The sequence below is a fragment of the Mesonia aestuariivivens genome (assembly GCF_019311235.1).
Classification (GTDB): Bacteria; Bacteroidota; Bacteroidia; order Flavobacteriales; family Flavobacteriaceae; genus Mesonia; species Mesonia aestuariivivens.
Genome location: NZ_JAHWDF010000016.1, coordinates 57072 through 78550, shown reverse-complemented (window position 1 = coordinate 78550; position 21479 = coordinate 57072). Strand labels below are relative to the sequence as shown.

The window sequence follows — 21479 nt, the reverse complement described above, 5'->3', positions numbered from 1 at the left end:
TTCTCCTCTAAATATATCGTTAGACGGTTCTCGTACAAAACATGCTTTATAGGCTTCTTATCGAATCCAACAATATCAAAATACTCTAATATTCCTTCTGGTAATATTAAACTTAACAAGGAAAACTTGCTTTTATTCATCAATGGAATTTAAAACGCAAAGAAAGTTATTTTTCAATTTAGACCCAACTTTTGAGATTGATCCGTAATTCAAAGCAATACTATTGGCTACCGTTTGGAAGCTCTTAAAACCTGATTCCTCTACATCTTTGTACCAGTGGGCTAGTTTGGTGTAAGCTACTTTAATAGCTATGGCTTGGTTGAAAATATTCCTCAAGCCTTGAACAAGTCCATAGGCTTTCTTTAATTCCGGGTATTCGTTAAACAATATCTGCGCCCTTTCTTTCTGATTTGGAGTCCATTTATCCGGGGATTTATACAGTAGATATCTACTCCTGGCCAGGAGTTGTTTTGAGCTATCACCATTAGAAAAAGTTACAGGTTTAAATTCTTTGTCGGCTGCTCTGGATAGCTTTATCTGTTGGTTTTCTTGATCCAAAGCTTCCCATCGGTATTTGATACGAAGATCTTGGAGGGCCTGTGTTGCCAGCTTCTGTACATGGAACCTGTCTGTTACCTGGATGGCTTTGGGGAAACATTTAGTGGAGATCGTTTTCATAGCGTTAGCCATGTCTAAAGTAATTTCCTTGACTTGTCCACGTTTTGAAGTTGGTATTTTAAGCAGTTGCTCTATGATTGGTTCTACCTTTGTTCCTGAGAAAATACCCACGATGCTACCTTTTTTTCCCTTTGCCTTTTTATTGGTGATTATGGTATAGAGTTCTCCTTTGGAGAGTGCGGTCTCATCTATAGAAAGCCTTGAGCTGATGTTCTGGGGGAAGATGAGCCATTGTTTAGCATGTGGTTTTTGATTCCACTGGTTAAAATCGCTTAAGTGATCTTTATACTGGCGTTGAAGTTTTTTACCGTTTACTCCGTAGAACCCACCTATGGTATGACAGTCAGAAGCTTTAGTGCTGATTAAGTACTTTTAAAAAAGCAGCGAACTCTGTGGTCATACGGGTTCCCTGTGCTACTACATTCCAATCACGCTGAATAATTTGCTTACTTTGTTTGTTGAGCCAGCGTCGTCGCTTTATATGCAAAAACACCTTTTTACCACGAACAGGGAAGTCCTGAATTGTTATTTCTTGGTGGAATCCGTGGGCTATGACCAAGTTTGAGGAAAATTCTTTGGGAACCTCTGGTTGCTCTTCAAAATGCAAGTGAAGTATATCTCCCTCTGTTTGATGGCCAGTAAGCTTAAAATGAGTAATTAATAATTCTGGTAATAAAATCTTGAGTAAATCAATATATGCCTCCAATGCCTCATGTTTAGAAAACAAAAATCAACCTATTATTTCAATTCGCACACAACTTTTGAGAATGATCCTCTTTTGCCGTATATCCACCCATGATAAAATATTTTCTGATACAAACTCAAATCCTTTTGTTTTATAATCAATAATAAAGATACTCTTGTAAGTGGTTCTCGAAAAGGCTTTTACAGTCTCTATAAAATTCATAGTTTGCTTTTCATCTATCTCATCTGAAATATTAACTGTATTATTAGGAGAAAAGAAATTTTGCATATTAGCCATAGGTTGTCATTTTTAAGTAAAATATATATGAAAATACTTTTATCAATATAAAAGTAAATAAACTTAATATTACTCTTTTATGTAAAACTATTGGGTCATATAATATTTAGTTATATTATATAATAAGCTATATGAATAATAAATATAATTTAGAGATCCCAACTTTAGAAAAACTTAAATCATCACACAACCTAGAAAAATCCTTTAGAAAATGAATAAGGGATCAATTATGTATTTAAGGAAGGACATTGTTATTATAGAAATGCGAATATTTTGTGTAGAAATTTAAACAATTCCATTGTAGGAACCATAAGGGTATTCAAATGGGATTTTAAAAAACACTTCCAATCCAAAAATTTTTAATATTTATCAAACAACTCTCATTAATAATAACTTCAAAAAATCACTCTAGCATATAATATGTTTTTTGCTATATGTAAAGACGTAAAGCTTATTTAATTACTTAAAATGTTAATTATTTGGTCGCTAGTTCAAGAATGCCAAGGCAAAAATGTAGTAGCTCACGCCGAATGTTAAAGTAAACTATAGAAAGCATTACATTCCATAGGAATAAATGCACACCCCATCGTTAAGCCTTTGAAATATATGGGGTTTAAAACGATTCCAATTAAATCGATTTACGATGTTTAATTGATTTCTATAGAAAAAAAATTTTTATTAAATAGAATATCTTCGATATGAGTAAATTGAATTATAAAACTACACTTAAGTATAATGTGTTAAAATATTTTAATCTTTAATTTTGATTAACAAGTTGTTTTCTAATTCAAGAAAGACAAATTTCTTATTTGTTGGCAGAATGCTTAGAAAATTATGTTGAATTATTTTTTCGATTTGTTAATAATACTCTTTTAAATTAATAGTGAATATGAAATGAAGACTTACCCATTTTCGGACAGCTCTAAATTAAACAATTCTTTATATACCTGATTTGGGCTTTTTCTGCCCATTGATTTATGTGGATGGTATTTGTTGTAATCTTCCCTGAAGTCTTCAGCTATCTGTTGTACCTCTTCTAAATTCCGAAAGATATAAGCATCCAATACGTCTTCTCTAAATGTTTTATTGAACCTTTCAATGTAACCGTTTTGCGATGGTTTTCCAGGTTGGATATAATTGATATCGATTCCTTCAGTTTCGCAGTATGACGTAAATATTTTTGAGATAAATTCCGGCCCATTATCCACTCGTATTTGTATAGGTTTGCCGTAGATCTCTATTGCCTGACTTAGATATTCCACCACACGGAGGGCAGGCATTGATAGTGCTGGAGTAGTACATAGTGCCTCTCTGTTATAATCATCAATAAGGTTAAATACCCTAAACTTTCTTCCTGTCATTAGGCCATCACTCATAAAATCTGCACTCCACACCTGTCTTGGTGCCTGAGGTTGATCTAGAGGAGTTTTAACACGTGCTGGAAGGCGCTTTTTGATCTTTCTTCTCAATTGCAGGCCTAAAAGCCTGTATACCCGAAGGACTCGTTTCCGATTCCATTTAAAGCCTTGTGATCGGATTCTGTAGAAATAGTAATCAAATCCCCGGTTAGGTTTGATCTCACTCATTTCTGTAAGTTTGTCTATTACTTCAGAATCATCCCTCTTGCTCTTATAATACCACATAGAGCGACTTAAGCAAACCAACTCGCAAGCTCTCACAATACTCAACTTCTCCTGCTTAACTACTTGCTCGGCCAATTCCTTACGTTCACAAGGCTTTAAAGCTTTTTTTCGATAATATCTTTAAGGATACGGTGGTCAAGGCTTAAATCAGCATACATCTGTTTTAGGCGATGGTTCTCTTCCTGGAGCGATTTAAGCTCTTTAAGTTGTTGGGCATCCATTCCTCCATACTTACGTTTCCAACTGTAAAAGGTGGCCGTGGTAATCCCTTTATCGCGGCAAATATCGGTAACCTTCATTCCCGATTCGTACTGTTGAAGCATCGCTATTATTTGTGCTTCGGTAAATCTGCTTTTCTTCATAATTCAAAAATAGTTGATTTTTAAACTGTATGAAAAACAGGGAAGCCTTCAACCATAACTGGAATTTTGGAGATTTTGTTAACTATGGAAGTCCATAGGGAACAACTAATTACCCTGCCGCCCATAATGTTTTTGGTCCCGCAGAAGAAGGTCGAAAGAGTGCTAATTATATTGATTTCTATACCAATCTTAATACTATTATAAAGAATGATACTGATATAAATTTTGCAGAAACGACAGGTCACGAAGTGTTCTTACATCTTGAGCAATATTTGGATGAGTATATTAAAGCTTTTGAGAATATAGGAGGAGTTATACTTACCGCTCCGGTAAGTTTACCAGCTATAGTGACTACGATTGGAGGCTATGTTGCGGTAACCGGGGAACCCTTTCTGCCGTAAGCCAGTTAACCACCACGAAGGAAAAGAATGTAGCGGATGAGTAATCATCAACTTACCTTAAGTGGTACTTGTGGGGGAATGCTATTGAGTATTCTCCCACAAGTAACCACAGAAGATGTGTACCGAACCATTGCCTTAGCTGCTGTAGGTGCCGTAACGAGCTTTTTAATATCTTACGTATTAAAGAAAATGCTCGAAGATCATGATCCGAAAGATCCTTCTTTATAACTTAAGGGGTAAATAAAAGCTTTTCCTATAGTAGGAGAGGCTTTTTTTGTTTTAGAGAGTTTTACTTTTTTGGTCAGAACTTTAAGATGAAGAAGCTATTCTGAAATCGAGGAGTAAAAAAAGTCAATACTTTGTAAATATTGTAGCAATGAAAACATTGAAAATTGAGTATTTTTCAGCTTAAAATTTCAATTATGTATTATCGATTATTTTACCTTTTATTGTTTGTAGCATTTTCTAGTTGTAAACAATCTGAAAAGACTTCAGCACGAAAAGAGATTCATACTTACCAAAGCACAGATAGTGTTTTTAATTATTCAGGTAGGGTGTTAGAAGATTCTTCAAATCATTCAGCTGAATTAATTTCTGCCGCTTCCTCAGTTCAATTTCAAGCTAGTGGAGACAAATTAGATTTACACTTAAAAGCTGTAGCTCCGCATCACGCATTTGCCGTGGTAGAAGTAGATGGAAATTATATGAACCGCTATCAGGTTGCTGGTGATTCTGTCTCTACAATTTCAATTCCATTAAAGAAGGAAGGCTTTCAAAAAATAAAAATTTTTAAAGCGACCGAAGCCAGTACAGGAAAGCTGTTTTTCATAGATGCTAAAGCAGATACACTTAAAGCTTTTAGTGAAAAGAAAGATTTTAAAATAGAATTTATAGGAAACTCTATCACCTCTGGTATGGGTGATGATGAAAGTGACTTGCCTTGTGGAGAAGGAGAATGGTACGATCAGCATAATGCTTATTGGGCTTATGGGCCTCGTGTTGCAAGAGCTTTAAATGCAGAATATATGTTAAGTTCAGTTTCGGGAATGGGAATGTACCGCAATTGGAATGATGAAGATCAACCCGTGATGCCAGATGTTTATCAAACACTTTCACTTGATGGAGATACCACGCGACTTAGAGATTTTAAAAAATTTCAGCCTGATTTAATCAGCATTTGTTTAGGAACTAACGATCTTTCTGATGGCGATGGAGAGAAAGAACGTGAAGCTTTTAGTCAAAAAAAGTATGAAGAAAATTATACAAAATTTATAGAAAGTTTATACGAAAAGTTTCCTTCGGTTAAAATTGCTTTGCTAACAAGCCCTATGATAGATCCTACTAGTGAAAAGGGAAAGTTACTAGAGTCTTCACTAAAAGCTATAAAAGCTAAATTTGAAAGAAATCATACCATCGCACTTTATGAGTTTGAAAAAATGAATCCAACAGGATGCGGTCACCACCCAAGTATTGAAGGTCATACAGTGATGGCAGAAAATTTGATTCCATTTTATAAAGAATTATTGAATCAATAATTATGAAAACAAAAGTTTTATTATTGTTATGCTTGAGTAGTTTGTTAGCTCAAGCTCATGTACGCTTGCCAAGACTATTTTCAGATGGAATGGTATTGCAGCAAAATACGAATGTAAATATATGGGGTTGGGCAGATCCTGGAGAAGAGGTATTGTTAATCGCTTCTTGGAACCCCAATGATACCTTAAAAGTAAAAGGGAACCGATATGCAAAATGGAAACTCGAATTGCCTACACCAAAAGCGGGAGGACCTTACGAAATTACTTTTTTAGGTTACAATAGCATTCATTTAACAGATGTACTTATTGGCGAAGTTTGGCTTGCTTCTGGACAATCTAATATGGAGTGGAGTGCTTCTGCGGGGATTAAAAATCAAGAGGAAGCTATTCAAAATTCTACATATAAAAATATTCGTTTTTTTGATGTACCTAAAACTTCGGCTCCATTTCCGCAGCAAAATTTAGAAGGAAAATGGGTAGAAAGTGAACCAGAAACGATGAAGTATTTTAGTGCCATTGGTTACTTCTTTGCACAAAAATTGCACACTAAATTAGATGTGCCTATCGGAATTATTGGTTCTAACTGGGGAGGCACTGCAGCAGAAGTTTGGATGCCTGAATCTATTTTTAAAAAAGATTCTTTATTGCAAAATGCAGCTTCAAAATTAACCGTAGAGCAGTGGGGGCCAAATGAGCCTGGAGCTATTTATAATGCGATGATTAACCCAATTATCCCTTATAATTTGGCTGGTGTAATTTGGTATCAAGGAGAAAGCAATACGGGGAGCGCTAATCAATATGAGTATGTTTTTAAACAACTTATAGAAAATTGGAGAGCTTCTTGGCAGCAAGAGATCCCTTTTTATTTTGCGCAAATTGCACCCTATAATTATGGTGATAATGATAACGGAGTAAGCGTAAGAGATGCACAACGTAGAACATTGAGTCTGCCTCATACCGGAATGGTATTTACTGGTGATGTAGGGAATTTTGAAAATATACATCCTCGAGATAAAGAAGCAGTAGGTTTACGTTTTGCCAATGTTGCATTGAAAGAAACCTATAAAAATTATGAGGCTGAAGTTTATGGACCTTTAGTTAAAAAGGCTTATAATATAGGAAAACATATTATTGTAGAATTTTCTAACGCTGAAAATTTACATTTTAAGGAGAACAAAAGCTTGCAGTTTGAAGTAGCTGCAGCAGATATGGTATTTAAGCCTGTAAAAGCTAAGTTGAAGAACGGAAAAGTGATTTTAAAAAACCATAAAGTTACATCTCCTAAATACGTTCGCTATGCTTGGAAAAATGCAATTGTACCTAATTTAAGGAATGAAGCAAATTTACCAGCTTCAAGTTTTATGATAGAAATAGAATAAGTTATTTCATAAATAATAAGAATAAAAAAAAGCTCCGAATTTTGTCGGAGCTTTTTTATAAAATGAATACTGTAATTATTCTATAATTGAAAAACTTTCTTCTAAGCTAGTTTGTGAACTTCCGCCAATAAAGACTTTAAAATCTCCCGGCTCAACAATGTATTCTCCTCTTTCATTGTAGAAACCAAGTTCTTTGGGACCAACTTCAAAAGTAATAGTTTTAGTTTCGCCTTTCTTCAGGTTCAATAATTCAAAACCTTTTAACTCTTTTACTGGTCTTATTATGCTTCCGTATAAATCTCTAATATAAAGCTGAACTACTTCACGACCGTCGTAATCTCCGGTATTACTCACTTGTACGCTAAGACTTAATTTTTCATCTTTCTTAATTTCGTTTTTCGTTAATATCAGATTTTTATAATTGAATTGAGTATAGCTTAACCCAAACCCAAAAGGATAGAGTGGGGTGTTTTCTTCATCAATATAATGCGACCAAAACACTTGTTCATCTCCAGGAGCAGGATCTACTGGTCTTCCTGTTTCTTTGTGATTGTAATAAATAGGAATTTGCCCAACACTTCTTGGGAAGGTCATCGGTAATTTACCACTAGGGTTGTAATCACCATAAAGTACTTCTGCAATAGCATGACCACTTTGAGAACCTAGCTGCCAAGCTTCTACAATAGCCGGTATGTGTTTATCTGCCCAGTTGATAGTTAATGGTCTACCGTTTTGAAGCACCAATACGATGTTTTTATTTACTTTATAAACTTCTTCTAGTAATTGCTGTTGAAGACCTGGTAAATCGATATTTGTGCGGCTTCTGCCTTCACCTGTCATAAACCCGTGTTCTCCTAATGCCATAATCACTACATCTGCATTTTTAGCTATTTCTACCGCTTCTTTAATACCTGTAGCATCTGTTGTGTTAATATGTAGTTCTTTGGTGAATTGAGCGTCGTTACTCACTAACTCTACACATTTAGTATATTCAATTTTATTTTTTGAATACGCTTCTAGGCCTGTTTTTAAACTTACGCCGGTGTTATCATCAGAACCTAATCTCCAGCTTCCTAACGGACTGTTATTTTCATCTGCTAACGGGCCAATAAGCGCTATGGTTTGCTTTTTCTTTTTAAGCGGAAGTAAATTGTTTTCATTCTTTAATAGAACAATAGATTTTTTAGCCATATCTTTTACTGCTTCGATATGTGCTGGCTTCCCTATTACTTCTTTTTCACGCTCAGGATCGCAATATTTATAAGGATCTTCAAAAAGTCCTAATTCAAACTTCACACGTAAAATTCTTCTTACGGCATCATCGATAATTACTTCTTTTACCTTTCCGTTTTTTACCATGTTGGCTAATTCTTCAATATAGATATTACCTTCCATATCCATATCTACACCAGCTTCTGCAGCTCTTACTGCTGTTGAAGCTCGATCTTTCGTATAGCCCCAAGTAAGCATTTCTTCAATCGAAGCCCAATCTGAAATTACAAAACCATCAAAACCCCATTCTTTTTTCAAAATATCTCTAAGTAGGTAATCATTTCCGGTAACTGGAATTCCGTTTAATTCATTAAAACCTGTCATAAAAGTTCTAGCTCCTGCTTCTACCGAAGCTTTAAACGGAGGCAAAACCATATTATGAAGTGTAACCGTACCTATATCTGCTTTGTTGTATTCTCTACCAGCTTCAGCAAAACCATATCCTGCAAAATGTTTAGCGCAGGCAGCTACGGTTAATGGGTCTGAAAGGTCTTCTCCTTGAAAACCTGTAACTCTAGCTTTTGCAATTTTACTTCCTAAATATGGATCTTCACCAGCACCTTCCATTACTCTTCCCCAACGAGGGTCTCTAGAAATATCTACCATCGGAGCAAATGTCCAATTAATCCCTGATGCTGCGGCTTCTGCTGCGGCTACTTCTGCAGATTTTTTGATTGCTTCTAAATCCCAACTTGCTGCTTCTGCTAATGGAATAGGACTAAGGGTTTTGTAGCCGTGAATCACATCAAAACCTATAATTAAGGGAATACCTAACCTGGTTTCTTCAGTGACAATTTTTTGAACTGCTCTTACTTCTTTGGTGCCACGTACAGTAAGCATAGAACCTACCCAGCCTTTTCTTAGGTGTTCGTATTTTTCTTCGGCATTACCTCCTTTTGGAGAAGGACCAGTTACATCCCAAAATCCGTTGTATTGCACCATCTGACCTACTTTTTCTTCTAAAGTCATTAGGTTTAATAAAGAGTCAATCTTTTTTTCAATATCGTCGTTAGGGGGTAGCTTTTGCATTTTTTTTGATTTTGGCGCTATAAAACTTACTAGCGTGATACTAGTGATAGCGATACTTAAAACTATTATTTTTTTCATGGCTTATAGATTGTTAATGAGCTTATTGTATTTATAAACAAGCTCAAGGGTAGATTTATCTGTTGCAAAGACAGAATTTAAACCTTGTGGTTCTTGCGGAGGATCTGCGCTAAAATCGTCTCCAGTTTCCCATTTTCCTCTTTTTTGATCTGTTTTAGCGAATCCTGCAAAACCCCAGAAATTTACTCCGCTCAATTCACCTTTGTTTTTATAACTATCTAGAAGTCTGCTAAAAACAGCTTCGTAAAATTTATTTCTATTAGAAATATCAGCAGTTTTCATTAAGCTTTCTTTAGCACGAGGAAAGCCAAATTCTGAAATGACAATTGGTTTGCTTAATCTTTCAGCTACTTCTATATGCTCATTGATATATTGGTTTGCTTTTTCAATTGAAAAATTAGTCGAAGTTTTTTCCTTATTTACATCATACCATTGCCAGTTTTTTGGCCACATATGCATCGTAAGGTAATCAATATCTTTGTTAGAATGAAGCATTTCGTAAGTATCAATATCTTCAAGGTAACTAGCTTTACCTTCAGCTCCTGTAGAAATTAAAGTATTTGGATCTAATTTTTCTAATAAATCGACAGTTTCATCTAACCAAATTTTAAAAGGCTCTCGGTCACTTTCTGTAAAAATACGAGGCTCGTTAGCGACTTGCCAAGACATTACTGTGTTGTCTTCTGTGTATGATCTGCCGTTGTATTGATTAGTTCTGCCTAGAATAAATTTAATGTGATTTTGAAAGGCTTCTCTACAAGGTTGGCAGGTATGAAATTGTTGGGTATAATTAAAATATTCTGGCCAAGTGTACTTTTCGGTAAACGGATTGTTTACTTCTCCGTAACCATTCCATTCTAAGTAAGCCGACATTCCGCCAGACCAAATCCAGTTATTGTTGAGGTATAAAACGGCATACATTTCTCTTTTGGCCATTTCGGCTAATAAAAAGTCAAGTCCGTCAAGTAAATCTTCATTGTATTTTCCTTGTTCATATTGTAAGGCTGGTTTTACTTGAAAGTCTTCATTACCGCCTTCGGCACCAACTAAAATTCTTAAATTATCGATGCCTAAACTATCCATTACATCTAATTCTTTAATAAGTCTTTCGCGATCACCAATATTTTTTGCAGCGATAAGCGGGCCGTACCAATAATTGGCTCCTACAAAATAATAAGGTTGGTTTCCTTTTAAAAACTTTCCGTCTTCAATGGTAATTTTTAGAGTTTTAACGTCTTTAAATTGATAGGTTTTACAGCTTAGCATAAGCAGTGTAAAGCAAATTAATAGCAGTATTTTTTTCATGGTTTATCTTTTAATAGATTTATTAATGCGCGAGAATTATGATAAGGAGCTTTCCACATACTTAACTTATCTTCATTTTCGTAAGGAACATTATATTGGTTTACCCGAAAATGCCACTCGCCATTTTCACGATCTATCAGGTTGTTTTGAGTGAATTCCCAAATGTCTACTATCGCATTTTTATAGTTGTCTTCATTCGTAAGTTGGTAAGCATAATGTAAACCTACCATCGCTTCTACTTGTGGCCACCAATGTTTATCGGTATCTATTTTTTGAGTACTTCGGTTAAGTTCGTTGTAAACACCTTCTCCTTTTTGGTATCCTAATTTTAAGAAACGATCTGCGATTTTAATGGCTGCGTTTTCAGTTAACTCAATAAGCTCTTTATCTTGGATTTCTCTAGCGGCATCTATAAGCAACCAAGCTGCTTCAATATCGTGACCAAAAGAAATTTCATCACTTATTAAGTTCCATTTTTTGTCAAAAAACAATTCAAAATTAAAATCTTTATTCAGAAATTTATCGAAAAAAAGACGAATCAAATTTTTGAGTGCATTGGTTACTTTTTCATCTTGATGTATTTGAAGCAGCGCCGTATAAGCTTCTAGAATATGCAAATGCGTATTCATAGTTTTTTCTGCGTTCATGTCTTTTTCACTAAGACGTACATCTGTTAGCGGAGACCAATCTTCTTGAAAAGCTTCAATGTAACCTTCATTTTTAGTGTCTAAGGCGTGCTTTTCTATTAAATTGAAAAGTGATATAGCCCAATTTTTGGCATTTTCATCTTGAGAAATTTTATAATATTCTACTAAGCTGTAAATGCCAAAAGCTTGCGCATAAATTTGTTTTTTGGTTTGAAGCGGCTCTCCGTCTGCAGTTAGTTCCCAAAAAAGGCCATCGTTTTCTTTATCTTGAAAATAATTTTCTAGGTAATTAAACGAACGTTTTGCTAGGTCTCTTAATTGATAGTCAGTATTGTGTGACTGAAGCGTTGAAAAAGACCATAGCAATCTAGTATTTAAAATAATCCCTTTATTGGCATTGTGTTCTATAGTATTGAAATAATCTCGCTTTCCTAAAAATCCACCTTTTTCATCGTCTACACTATTGTTTTTCCAGTAGTCCACAATAGCATTGGTTTCTGTTTCTAAAGATTGATAAAAGCTTTCTGGATATTTCATGTTAATAGCGTCCTTTATTTTTATCGACAAGTTGAACAATAGAATTTACAGATGCAACTGAAGTGAAATCTTTTTGTGGACTATTTTTTACGAAATCTACTAATTTTTCAACTGTAGAAGTAGCCACGTGGCATCTGGTATCTGAAGAAGCATAATAAATAAATACTTTACCTTCTTCTTCAATCCAACCATTTACAAATAATACATTTGGTACATCACCAACAGTTTCTTTGTAATTAGGCGCCATAAAATACCCTGAAGGTTGGTAAGTTACTTTCCCGATATCTTCTAGGCTCGTCATAAACATATATAAAGTGTAGCGTAAACCTCCGGCGGTATTTCTAACTCCGTGAGCGAGATGAAGCCAACCTTCTTTTGTTTTTATAGGAGTGGGGCCTTGACCATTTTTAAGCTCATAAATGGTGTGGTAAACTTTTTGATTAATAATCTTTTCGTCTTCCACTATGGGGTTTTCCATATTTTTAATAAACCCTAAGCCAATTCCGCCACCGCTTCCTACATTTATAAAGCCATCTTGTGGTCGCGTATATACCGCATATTTACCCTCTACAAATTCTGGATGTAAAACTACATTTCTTTGTTGCCCGGTATTACTGATTAAGTCTGGTAAACGTTCCCAATCTTTTAAATTTTTGGTACGTACGATTCCTGCATTCGCTACAGCTGCGCTGGTGTCTCCTGCTGGTGCATCTGGATCTTTTCTCTCTGTACAAAAGATTCCGTAAATCCAACCGTCTTCATGAAGTGTTAACCTCATGTCATAAACATTCGTATCGGGGTCTTCGGTTTGTGGTAATTGTATAGGTTTATCCCAAAATTGGAAGTTATCGATTCCATTTGGGCTTTCTGCAATAGCAAAGAAAGATTTTCTATCGTTTCCTTCTACTCGTACTGCTAATAAATATTTTTCTTCAAATTTAATAGCACCTGGGTTAAAGGTGGCGTTAATGCCAATTCTTTCTAAACCTAACGGATTTGTTTCTGGGTTAAGATCGAATTTCCAGTGGATAGGAGCGTGTTTCGCAGTTACAACTGGATTGTGGTAACGTTGATAAACACCATTGTTTTCTTCAACTGGAGAATTAGGTTGTTGAATTAAATTGTTATAATTCTCAATAAGTTGATCATAGCCTTTTATGGTAGATGCTTTAGAATTTGTGATTGCCATCTCTAACTATTTTTCGTTTATATTAGGTTCGTTTTTCATTTTATCCCACCAGTTCTTTTTTAAGATAATCAAGCAAACAATTAGCATGGCTACCGATATAATTAATGGGATGTTTTCATGTAAGATGATGTAAAGCGGAATTACGACAAGTAGTGTTTGACCAATCACGCCAATAACTACATTGAACATATCTCTCCCGAAAGCTTTATTCTTCTCGAATTCGGGTTCAGTTTCTTTAATTTTTTCAAGAATAGGTTTCCAAAATCCCCAAGGATGTGTCTTTTTATAAAACTTAATGAGTACTTTATCGTTAGTTGGAGGAGCAGAGTATGTTCCAACAATACAACCTACTAAAGAGATAATTAATATTACTGGAAAGTAATATAGGTCTAAAGTATCTGTAAATATTGGAAAGATAAGTGCTGGGATGATTCCGGTTAGCATACCCCAGAAGTAACCTTCACCATTAAATCTCCACCAGTGCCATTTTAATAGGTTAGACATTACATAACTACCATATAGAGCACTTACAATCCATTGTAAAATTGAATTTACGTCTTCTACAAAAAAGCCTAATACGATACTTATAAGTACTACCACAATACCGCTGGCATAGTTTATTTTATTAATCTTTTTTTGAGAGGCGTCTGGCTTTCTCTTCAAATAAATGTCATTAACTAAATAGGCTTGAGCTGCATTTAAAGTTCCTGCGAACGTAGACATAAAGGCTGCTAGCAGTCCTGCTAATAATAAACCTAATAAACCTACTGGAACAAATTGCTGAATGGCTGCTGGTAATATTTTTTCAAAATCTAATTCGCCAGCTGTTTTTAAGTCTAGCTTATCATAAAATAAAATGGCTAATACAGAAAAACCACCAATCATTAAGTATCGCGTTGGCATTAAGGCAAGGTTAGAAAACCCACTCATCATCGCTGCTTGCTTAGGCGATTTGGTCGATAATATTTTTTGCATATCGTAGTTAGGTGCGGGCCCTGCAATACTTGCTAAAATTCCTTTGAATAGCATGAGCATGAAGAAGATGCTGAATAGAGAATATCCGTCGGAGGCAATTTTGGTATTTACTTCATCGATAATTCCGCTCCAATCCATATTTAATTCCCATTCAAAAAACGGATTCATCCAACCTTCGGGAACGTTAAGGGTTTCGCCGCCTACTGCTTGAAAAGCTATAATAGCAATTGCAATAGATGAAATAGTCATAATGGTATATTGTAAAACATCTGTCCATACAATACCAGACATACCTCCAATTACCGAATAGAATACGGCAAAAAGAGTAAAAATGATTCCGTAGAAATGTGGTATGTATGCTGCAGGAACAGTGAATGGAATGTAATCACTTACCACTTCCCAAGGAATAAAAATTTCGACAAATTTTCCTAAACCAATAAAGCCATAAGCTAAAAAGCCTAGACAGCTTAAAATAGCAAAAATTACAATAATGGTGTGTGACCACTTTCCGCCTTTACCATTATCAAATCTAAAATTAATCCATTCTGCTCCAGTAGTAACTCCAGATCTTCTTAGCCAAGCCGATAGGTATATCATTAAAAAGACTTGATTAAATACTGGCCAAAGCCAAGGAATCCAGATACTCTTAAAACCATAAATAAAGGTTAAGGTTACCAGCCACATGGTTCCAGAAATGTCGAACATTCCAGAGGCATTAGAAAGTCCTAACATGTACCAAGGGAGGTTTTTTCCTCCTAAAAGGTAATCATCTTTACTTTTTTGAGCTTTTTTTCTAAGCGTTAATCCGATAATAATTGTACCTACGAGGTAAATTAATATAATTGCTATATCTAAAGGTTGTAACATAAATTATTTATTGAGCAGCTTTAACTTTAATTTTCTTGATCTCTTCAAGAGAAAGTAACTCCAAGTTTTTGTTGAATTCTATAAAATTTTCAGAAGAAACTTCTCCTGGGTAAGTAGCAAAATAGTGAGATGGTCTTGCATTTCTCCAAAGTAAAAACCAACTGATACCAGTATCTTCAATTCCTTTTTGAAGAACTTCTGTCCACCATTTTGGGTTTTCAGGATGAGTGTTTCCAGTCTCGGTAAGCGCGTAAGGTTTTTGATGAGTTTTAGCAAAATCTTTCATCACAGCAATATCATTTTTTAAACTTCTTAAGTATTGCTCATCTCCGCCAAAGTTATAAATATCTACTCCTAAAATATCTACGTATTCATCTCCGGGATAAAATTTTTGATATTCTTCAGGATTGTTTAACATATTAGGAGAATAGGCGTAGAGTAAGTTATGAACACCATTTTTTTGTAACAACTTAGTCGTTTGTCGGTAAAGTTCTTTGTATTCTTCTGGTGTGCAATGTTGAGCACCCCACCAAAACCAGCCGCCATTCATTTCATGATAAGGTCTAAAAACAATTGGAATAATTTCATTGTTTTCTGTCTTTAAGCTTTTGAAAAATTCAGCTAAACTTTCTACCCATTTTTCATACAACCCACGATTTTTTCCTCCTTTTAATATCGTAGAAACTACGGCAGTAGTATCCCAAGAGTTTCCTTTTGATTCTGGGTTGTTAATGTGCCAGCTTATCGTGTTTATTCCTCCTTTATTGTGAATTTTGATAATTTCATTTCTTATCAAATTAAAAGATACACTATCAAGATTTTGTTTATTCCCTAATTCTATATCTCCTAAATCCCAACCATATATCGCAGGTGAAAAACCAGTAAGTTCATCGATATCGTTTTTAAAGTTATTTTCAGGAGAATTTTTCCAACCTATTCCATAAGCCGTTGCGTCTTGATGGCCAATAGCAGTGCCTTTTTTAGATAGAACTTTAATGCGTTTGTAAAGTAACTTTGCAGACGGGGTTGCATTTTTATCTGCTACTTTAATATTCGCTGGATTCACACGGGTTATGCTTGCACAAGAATAAAGCAAACTTATAGAGATTAAAATATATAATAATCTAAATGATGATTTCATATAAGTAAATGATATTATATTTGTACCGTTTTGATTTTGTTTTTACAATTTTAAAGACTCAAAATTGATAATTGTCTATTTTTTTAATAGATAATTGTGTAAAATCAAAATTAAGCTTAGTGGCTTATCTATGTTAATAGAATATTATCATTTTTTAATCTAATTTTTACTTCATATTAATTGATTTATGGCAATAAGAAATAATGCTCACCGAGAAATCACTCAATTAGCGCCAGAAGACAGTTTTTTAGTCTTTGATCGAATAAAATCTGAATTTGATTTTCCTATACATTTTCATCCAGAATATGAATTAAATTTTATTCATAATGGTAAGGGTGTACGTAGAATAGTAGGGGACAGTTTGGAAGAGATTGATGATTTAGAGTTAGTTTTAGTAGGACCTAATTTAGTGCATGGTTGGGAATTACATAATTGTAAGAATGATAATATTCACGAAATTACCATTCAATTTCATAATGATTTGTTTGATGAAAAATTATTGTCTCGTAGAATTTTTAAACCTATTAAAGATATGTTTAATAGATCTAATCACGGGATTCTTTTTTCAAAAAAAATTACTAAAGAATTAATGCCTAGAATTATGAAGCTATCTAAAATTGATAGTATGGATTATTTTTTAGAGCTTATTTCTATTTTACAAGACCTTGCTAATAGTAGAAAACAGCACTTGTTATCAACGTATATTTCGGAAAATAAAAATTTTGAAAACAGTGATAAAATTAAAGTGATTTATGAGTATGTTCAAGAAAATTTTAGTAAAAAAGTAACGCTTGCAGAAATTTCTTCACTCGTAAATATGAGTCCGGTTTCTTTTAATAGATTCATTAAAAAGCGCACTGGAAAAACTTTTATAGACTATATGAACGATACCCGTATTAGCTATGCTACTCGATGGCTAATTGAAACAGATTTAAGTATAGGTGAGATAGGTTTTAAATGTGGTTTTAATAATATAGCTAATTTTAACCGAGTGTTTAGAAAGGTGAAAAACTGTACGCCTAGTGATTTTAGAGAAGAATTTGAAGGTATAAAAAGAGTTTTGTAATGAAGATTTTTCAGGTTTTAAGTATTGGTTTATTATTTTTTGTTTTTTCATCTTTGGCAAATGCTCAGAATACACCTGTGGCTTGCAATGGTCAATTAAAAATTGAAGGTGCTCATTTAAAAAATCAACATGGTAAAGTGCTGCAATTAAAAGGAATGTCTCTTTTTTGGAGCCAATGGGAGCCTGAATTTTATGTGCCAGAAACCATTAAAATTTTAAAGAATGATTGGAAGTGTAATGTGGTAAGAGCTGCAATGGCGGTAGAAAATAAAGGTTATCTCGAAAATTCTGAGCAAGAACTTAAAAAGGTAGAAGTTGTAATTGATGCTGCTATTAAAGAAGGTGTTTATGTTATTGTAGATTGGCATGATCACCATGCAGAAGATCATCTTAAAGAGGCTAAAAGATTTTTCACATATATAGCTAAAAAATATGGTGATCGGCCTAATATTATTTATGAAATATACAACGAGCCTTTAGAAGTGTCTTGGGACGACGTTTTAAAGCCGTACCATCAAGAAATCATTAAAACCATTCGTGCTTATGATTCTCATAATGTTATTATTTGCGGCACCCCATCTTGGTCTCAGCGAGTAGATGTAGCGTCAGTAAACCCTATTCAACAAAGCAATATAGCATATACGCTGCATTTTTATGCAGATACTCATCGTCAGCCACTTCGTGATATTGCGATCAAAGCCATGAATAACGACTTGCCTATTTTTGTGACTGAATATGGTACTGCAGCTGCCTCTTGTAATGGAGTGGTTAACAAAAAACAAACAAAGGCTTGGTGGCAGCTATTAGATGAGTATAAAATTTCTTATTGTAATTGGGCAATATCAGATAAAGATGAAACCTGTTCTGTGCTTAATCCTGGTAGTAGTGTAGTAGATTTGAAAAATTCTAAAAAATTAAGTGTTTCGGGTAAATTTATTAGATCAAAATTAAAAAGTAGTTTTAAGCATTGTGAGTAATTTTATTCATAATTATTTCTTCAAAATACCGATTAACAATATTATTTTATCAAAATGTGAAAATTATATAAGTAAATGATAAAATAATATTAACCTATCCTTAACATTACAGTTAATTTTGAATATGATAAAATTTGTTCGCTAAATTATTAATGCTTCAATTTTTTAACCTTAAAAATGTAGATTTCTACGAAGAAAGGTGTAAGGTAAATACAGAACTATTATGCAAAAACAAAAAAACAAATCTTTACTTATGGCAAAATTTTTACAATTGTGCCTATTGTTTTTTACGTGTCTTTCGTTTTCTCAAATGAATGCTCAGCAAAAAACTATTACCGGTACTGTACAAGATGAAAACGGCATGCCTCTTTTAGGAGTTAACGTTTTAATTAAAGATACTAATACAGGAACAACGACAGATTTTGATGGAGAATATCAATTAAATGTTAATGACGAAAACGTTATCGTTTTTAGTTTTATTGGTTTTCAAACTCGGGAGGAATTAGTGGGGCAACGTTCTCAAATAGATGTTACTTTATCTGAAGATTCTGAGAGTTTAGAAGAAGTAGTGTTGATTGGGTATGGAGCGCAACAGCGTCAAGATGTAAATGGCTCTGTATCTAGTATTGGTGCAGAAGAAATAGAAAATATACCTCAAGTGAGTATCGATCAATTAATGCAGGGTAAAGCTGCTGGGGTTACTATTTCTCAGAACTCAGGAAAACCAGGTAGTGCTGTTTCTGTTAGAATTAGAGGTATAACTTCTATTACAGGTAACAATGAGCCTTTGTATGTAATAGATGGAGTGCCTATTTCTGGAGATTCTAGAAATACCAGTACCAGCGGAAGAACAGATGCTTCAAGTTTTGGAGGTAATGGGCAGGTAGGTACTAGTCCTTTATCGGCGATAAACCCTAATGATATTGAATCTGTAGATATATTGAAAGATGCATCTGCGACAGCAATATATGGTTCACGAGGAGCAAATGGAGTGGTGATTATCAAAACCAAAAACGGAAGTAAAAATAAAGAAGGTAAACTTCGTTACAACACTTACGTTGCCTTGCAAGAACCGCAAAAATTATTAGATGTGATGAAGCTGCCTACGTATGCAAAATTGCAAAATGAGTTGGCCGAAGTATATGGCGTAGAGTCTAGAACAGATTTTTCTAACCCAGAATTGTTAGGCCCTGGTACAGATTGGCAAGACGAAGTGTTTCAGCAATCTTGGATGCAAAGTCATCAGCTATCATATGCAGGAAGTTCAGAAAAAACTAATTATTTAATTTCAGGAAGTTATTTAGATCAAGAAGGAACTGTCATTGGATCTGGTTTTAATAGAATGACGATAAGAGCTAATATAGACTCTCAGGTAAAAGATTGGCTTAAAGTTGGTGCAAATATTACAGGAAGTAGAACCGATGAGGATATTACTTTAAATAGTAACCGTAATGGTATTGTAAGTTTAGGGTTGTTACAAGCGCCTGATATTGCAGTTAGAAATCCAGATGGAACATTCGCAGGGCCACCAAACGACCCTACAGCTGTAGAAGGGACTATAAACCCAGTTGCATTGGCATTAAGCAGAACCAATACTTTATTAAAGCACTCTATTCTTGGGAATATTTTTACTGAATTTAAAATTACAGAAAATTTAAAATTTAGAAATGAGTTAGGGGGGAATTTTGATTTTACAGACAATCAATTATTTACTCCAACCTATAAGTGGGGTAGATTTGAAAATGAATATGCTACATTATTTGAAAAGAGAGGAAAAAGTAGATTTTGGATCGTGAAAAACTACATTAACTTCACTAAGAATTTTAATGATATACATAACTTAAATCTTCTTATAGGTCAAGAAGCACAAGAGTCTAGCTGGGAAGGTATTCAAGCCACAGGGCAAGATTTTGTAAGTAATAATTTACAGACCTTAAATAATGCAGCGACCATGCTTAATTATAGTGCTTATCAAGGAAGTACTTCTTTAAGTTCTTACTATGGTAGAGCGTTGTATTCATTAAAAGATAAATACGGACTTACAGCTACCCTTAGAGCAGATGGTTCTTCTAAATTTGATCCGTTAGGAGATAAGCAATGGGGATATTTCCCTTCTTTTGCCAGTTCTTGGAAATTATATAAAGAGCCTTGGATGGAAGGCGTAAATAAAGTAGTAGATAATATTAGATTAAAAGCAGGTTACGGAGTTGTAGGTAACCAAGGTTTACCTAACTATCGTTATGGAGCAAGTTTATCAAGTGTTCAAACTGGAGCAGGATTAGGGTACTTCTTAAATAATATTCCAAATTCAGATCTAAAATGGGAAGAAAGTACACAAGTGAACTTTGGGTTAGATTTTTCTTTATTCAAAAACAGATTTAATGCTACAGTAGAGGTTTACAATAAAAATTCTAAAGACTTTTTATATCAACTACCTTTACCTATTTATCTTACGGGACCTGCAGGAGGAGAATCATATTTGGGAGGTCTAAGTGCGCCTTATGTAAATCTTGGAGAGATGAATAATAAAGGAATAGATGTTACTTTAAACTTTTCAACCTTGCAAACCAAAGATTTTACTTGGTCAACAAATTTAAATATCTCACATTATAAAAATGAAGTAACTTCATTGTATAGTGAAAATCTAGAAGTGATAAGAACTATAAATACAGGTTATTTGTCTACACCAATTACTAGAACCGTAGAAGGGCAACCCGTAGGTATGTTTTGGGGGTACAAAACCAAAGGTATTTTTAGAAGTCAAGATGATATTGATGGTGCTCCAGAACAATTTGGTATTCCTTTTTCAGAAAATTTAGGAGATAATTATTTAGGAGATGTTCAATATGAAGACATTAATGGTGATGGAAAAATAGATGAAAAAGATAGAACTTATATTGGGAATCCGCATCCAGATTTTACCTTTGGATTCACTAATAATTTCTCTTATAAGAACTTCGATTTAAGTATTTTTCTTCAAGGTTCTTATGGTAACGATGTTTTAAATTTAACCAGAAAAGAAACCACAGGTTTAGCTAGATTATATACTAATCAACTAGTAGAAGCACAAGATTATTATACCCCACAAAATACAGGAGCTAAATATCCAAGACCAAGAAGAGGTGACGATAACCAAAACCTTTTTATTTCAGATAGATATATAGAAGATGGTTCTTACCTAAGAATCCAAAATGTGAGTTTAGGTTATAATTTTCCTTCTGATTTAACTGAAAAAATGGGAATAGGCAACCTAAAATTATACGGAACTATTCAAAACCTCTACACTTTTACAGATTATTCTGGCTACGATCCTGAAATTGGATCTTATAATGGTGATGCTTTACAAACAGGAGTAGATCGAGGTAGATACCCAATACCAAGAACATTCACATTAGGCTTAAACGCAGAATTTTAAA

At 34.2% G+C, this 21479-nt stretch carries 18 protein-coding genes; 7 read left to right on the top strand and 11 right to left on the bottom strand.

Annotated elements, in window-relative coordinates; all coding sequences use genetic code 11:
• Positions 1 to 132: 132 nt before the first annotated feature.
• The 5 genes from KW502_RS13195 to KW502_RS13175 all read right to left on the bottom strand — a co-directional run bounded on the left by KW502_RS13195 (position 133) and on the right by KW502_RS13175 (position 3665).
• Positions 133 to 1011, bottom strand: a complete 879-nt coding sequence (locus tag KW502_RS13195; protein ID WP_219041029.1) for an ISAon1 family transposase — start codon at positions 1009 to 1011, stop codon at positions 133 to 135.
• 19 nt (positions 1012 to 1030) lie between these two features.
• Entirely contained in the window at positions 1031 to 1384 is a 354-nt protein-coding gene (locus tag KW502_RS13190; protein WP_219041026.1) for an ISAon1 family transposase N-terminal region protein, read from the bottom strand.
• Positions 1385 to 1408: 24 nt separating this feature from the next.
• Positions 1409 to 1660: a hypothetical protein gene (locus KW502_RS13185; RefSeq protein ID WP_219041025.1), complete on the bottom strand. Its 252-nt coding sequence runs from the start codon at positions 1658 to 1660 to the stop codon at positions 1409 to 1411.
• Positions 1661 to 2562: 902 nt separating this feature from the next.
• Positions 2563 to 3348: an IS3 family transposase gene (locus tag KW502_RS13180; RefSeq protein ID WP_255554250.1), complete on the bottom strand. Its 786-nt coding sequence runs from the start codon at positions 3346 to 3348 to the stop codon at positions 2563 to 2565.
• A gap of 50 nt (positions 3349 to 3398) precedes the next feature.
• A complete protein-coding gene (locus tag KW502_RS13175) occupies positions 3399 to 3665 on the bottom strand; it encodes a transposase (protein WP_219041023.1) in 267 nt (88 codons plus the stop codon).
• Positions 3666 to 3937: 272 nt separating this feature from the next.
• Here KW502_RS13175 and KW502_RS15450 point away from each other — a divergent pair, with 272 nt between their 5' ends.
• The 4 genes from KW502_RS15450 to KW502_RS13160 all read left to right on the top strand — a co-directional run bounded on the left by KW502_RS15450 (position 3938) and on the right by KW502_RS13160 (position 6980).
• Positions 3938 to 4066 carry a hypothetical protein gene (locus KW502_RS15450; protein ID WP_255554249.1) on the top strand — a complete coding sequence of 43 codons (129 nt, stop codon included), beginning with the start codon at positions 3938 to 3940 and terminating at the stop codon, positions 4064 to 4066.
• A gap of 36 nt (positions 4067 to 4102) precedes the next feature.
• The gene (locus KW502_RS13170) at positions 4103 to 4294 is read left to right on the top strand and encodes a hypothetical protein (RefSeq protein WP_219041022.1); all 192 of its coding nucleotides are present in this window, start codon (positions 4103 to 4105) and stop codon (positions 4292 to 4294) included.
• A gap of 164 nt (positions 4295 to 4458) precedes the next feature.
• Positions 4459 to 5601 (top strand): SGNH/GDSL hydrolase family protein, encoded by a 1143-nt coding sequence (locus KW502_RS13165; RefSeq protein WP_219041021.1) that lies wholly within the window; start codon positions 4459 to 4461, stop codon positions 5599 to 5601.
• 2 nt (positions 5602 to 5603) lie between these two features.
• Positions 5604 to 6980, top strand: coding sequence for a sialate O-acetylesterase (locus KW502_RS13160; protein WP_219041020.1), 1377 nt, complete (start codon positions 5604 to 5606; stop codon positions 6978 to 6980).
• 75 nt (positions 6981 to 7055) lie between these two features.
• On the opposite strand, the gene bglX is transcribed toward KW502_RS13160, so the two are convergent.
• Genes bglX through KW502_RS13130 form a run of 6 tightly spaced genes read right to left on the bottom strand, consistent with a single transcriptional unit; the run spans position 7056 to position 16020 of the window.
• The gene (gene bglX / locus KW502_RS13155; protein WP_219041019.1) at positions 7056 to 9359 is read right to left on the bottom strand and encodes a beta-glucosidase BglX; all 2304 of its coding nucleotides are present in this window, start codon (positions 9357 to 9359) and stop codon (positions 7056 to 7058) included.
• A gap of 3 nt (positions 9360 to 9362) precedes the next feature.
• The gene (locus tag KW502_RS13150; RefSeq protein ID WP_219041018.1) at positions 9363 to 10664 is read right to left on the bottom strand and encodes a glycoside hydrolase 5 family protein; all 1302 of its coding nucleotides are present in this window, start codon (positions 10662 to 10664) and stop codon (positions 9363 to 9365) included.
• Positions 10661 to 11848, bottom strand: a complete 1188-nt coding sequence (locus KW502_RS13145; protein ID WP_219041017.1) for an AGE family epimerase/isomerase — start codon at positions 11846 to 11848, stop codon at positions 10661 to 10663. Before KW502_RS13145 ends, KW502_RS13150 begins: the two co-directional genes overlap by 4 nt.
• Before the next feature lies 1 nt (position 11849).
• Positions 11850 to 13037 carry a glycoside hydrolase family 130 protein gene (locus tag KW502_RS13140; RefSeq protein WP_219041016.1) on the bottom strand — a complete coding sequence of 396 codons (1188 nt, stop codon included), beginning with the start codon at positions 13035 to 13037 and terminating at the stop codon, positions 11850 to 11852.
• A 6-nt stretch (positions 13038 to 13043) separates the two neighbouring features.
• A complete protein-coding gene (locus KW502_RS13135; RefSeq protein WP_219041015.1) occupies positions 13044 to 14879 on the bottom strand; it encodes a sodium:solute symporter family protein in 1836 nt (611 codons plus the stop codon).
• Positions 14880 to 14886: 7 nt separating this feature from the next.
• A complete protein-coding gene (locus tag KW502_RS13130; RefSeq protein WP_219041014.1) occupies positions 14887 to 16020 on the bottom strand; it encodes a glycoside hydrolase family 26 protein in 1134 nt (377 codons plus the stop codon).
• 187 nt (positions 16021 to 16207) lie between these two features.
• Here KW502_RS13130 and KW502_RS13125 point away from each other — a divergent pair, with 187 nt between their 5' ends.
• The 3 genes from KW502_RS13125 to KW502_RS13115 all read left to right on the top strand — a co-directional run bounded on the left by KW502_RS13125 (position 16208) and on the right by KW502_RS13115 (position 21478).
• Positions 16208 to 17086: an AraC family transcriptional regulator gene (locus KW502_RS13125; RefSeq protein ID WP_219041013.1), complete on the top strand. Its 879-nt coding sequence runs from the start codon at positions 16208 to 16210 to the stop codon at positions 17084 to 17086.
• Positions 17086 to 18063 carry a glycoside hydrolase family 5 protein gene (locus KW502_RS13120; protein WP_219041012.1) on the top strand — a complete coding sequence of 326 codons (978 nt, stop codon included), beginning with the start codon at positions 17086 to 17088 and terminating at the stop codon, positions 18061 to 18063. Before KW502_RS13125 ends, KW502_RS13120 begins: the two co-directional genes overlap by 1 nt.
• Positions 18064 to 18316: 253 nt before the next feature.
• On the top strand, positions 18317 to 21478 hold the full coding sequence (locus tag KW502_RS13115; RefSeq protein WP_255554248.1) for a SusC/RagA family TonB-linked outer membrane protein: 3162 nt from the start codon (positions 18317 to 18319) through the stop codon (positions 21476 to 21478).
• Position 21479: the final 1 nt, after the last annotated feature.

What these genes read in the sequence shown, in the direction of transcription:
- KW502_RS13150 (WP_219041018.1), bottom strand. Translation starts at nt 10,664, where the DNA reads ATGAAAAAAATACTGCTATTAATTTGCTTTACACTGCTTATGCTAAGC.
- KW502_RS13160 (WP_219041020.1), top strand. Translation starts at nt 5,604, where the DNA reads ATGAAAACAAAAGTTTTATTATTGTTATGCTTGAGTAGTTTGTTAGCT.
- KW502_RS13115 (WP_255554248.1), top strand. Translation starts at nt 18,317, where the DNA reads ATGGCAAAATTTTTACAATTGTGCCTATTGTTTTTTACGTGTCTTTCG.
- KW502_RS13140 (WP_219041016.1), bottom strand. Translation starts at nt 13,037, where the DNA reads ATGGCAATCACAAATTCTAAAGCATCTACCATAAAAGGCTATGATCAA.
- KW502_RS13185 (WP_219041025.1), bottom strand. Translation starts at nt 1,660, where the DNA reads ATGGCTAATATGCAAAATTTCTTTTCTCCTAATAATACAGTTAATATT.
- KW502_RS13130 (WP_219041014.1), bottom strand. Translation starts at nt 16,020, where the DNA reads ATGAAATCATCATTTAGATTATTATATATTTTAATCTCTATAAGTTTG.
- KW502_RS13145 (WP_219041017.1), bottom strand. Translation starts at nt 11,848, where the DNA reads ATGAAATATCCAGAAAGCTTTTATCAATCTTTAGAAACAGAAACCAAT.
- bglX (WP_219041019.1), bottom strand. Translation starts at nt 9,359, where the DNA reads ATGAAAAAAATAATAGTTTTAAGTATCGCTATCACTAGTATCACGCTA.
- KW502_RS13125 (WP_219041013.1), top strand. Translation starts at nt 16,208, where the DNA reads ATGGCAATAAGAAATAATGCTCACCGAGAAATCACTCAATTAGCGCCA.
- KW502_RS13170 (WP_219041022.1), top strand. Translation starts at nt 4,103, where the DNA reads ATGAGTAATCATCAACTTACCTTAAGTGGTACTTGTGGGGGAATGCTA.
- KW502_RS13120 (WP_219041012.1), top strand. Translation starts at nt 17,086, where the DNA reads ATGAAGATTTTTCAGGTTTTAAGTATTGGTTTATTATTTTTTGTTTTT.
- KW502_RS13175 (WP_219041023.1), bottom strand. Translation starts at nt 3,665, where the DNA reads ATGAAGAAAAGCAGATTTACCGAAGCACAAATAATAGCGATGCTTCAA.
- KW502_RS13135 (WP_219041015.1), bottom strand. Translation starts at nt 14,879, where the DNA reads ATGTTACAACCTTTAGATATAGCAATTATATTAATTTACCTCGTAGGT.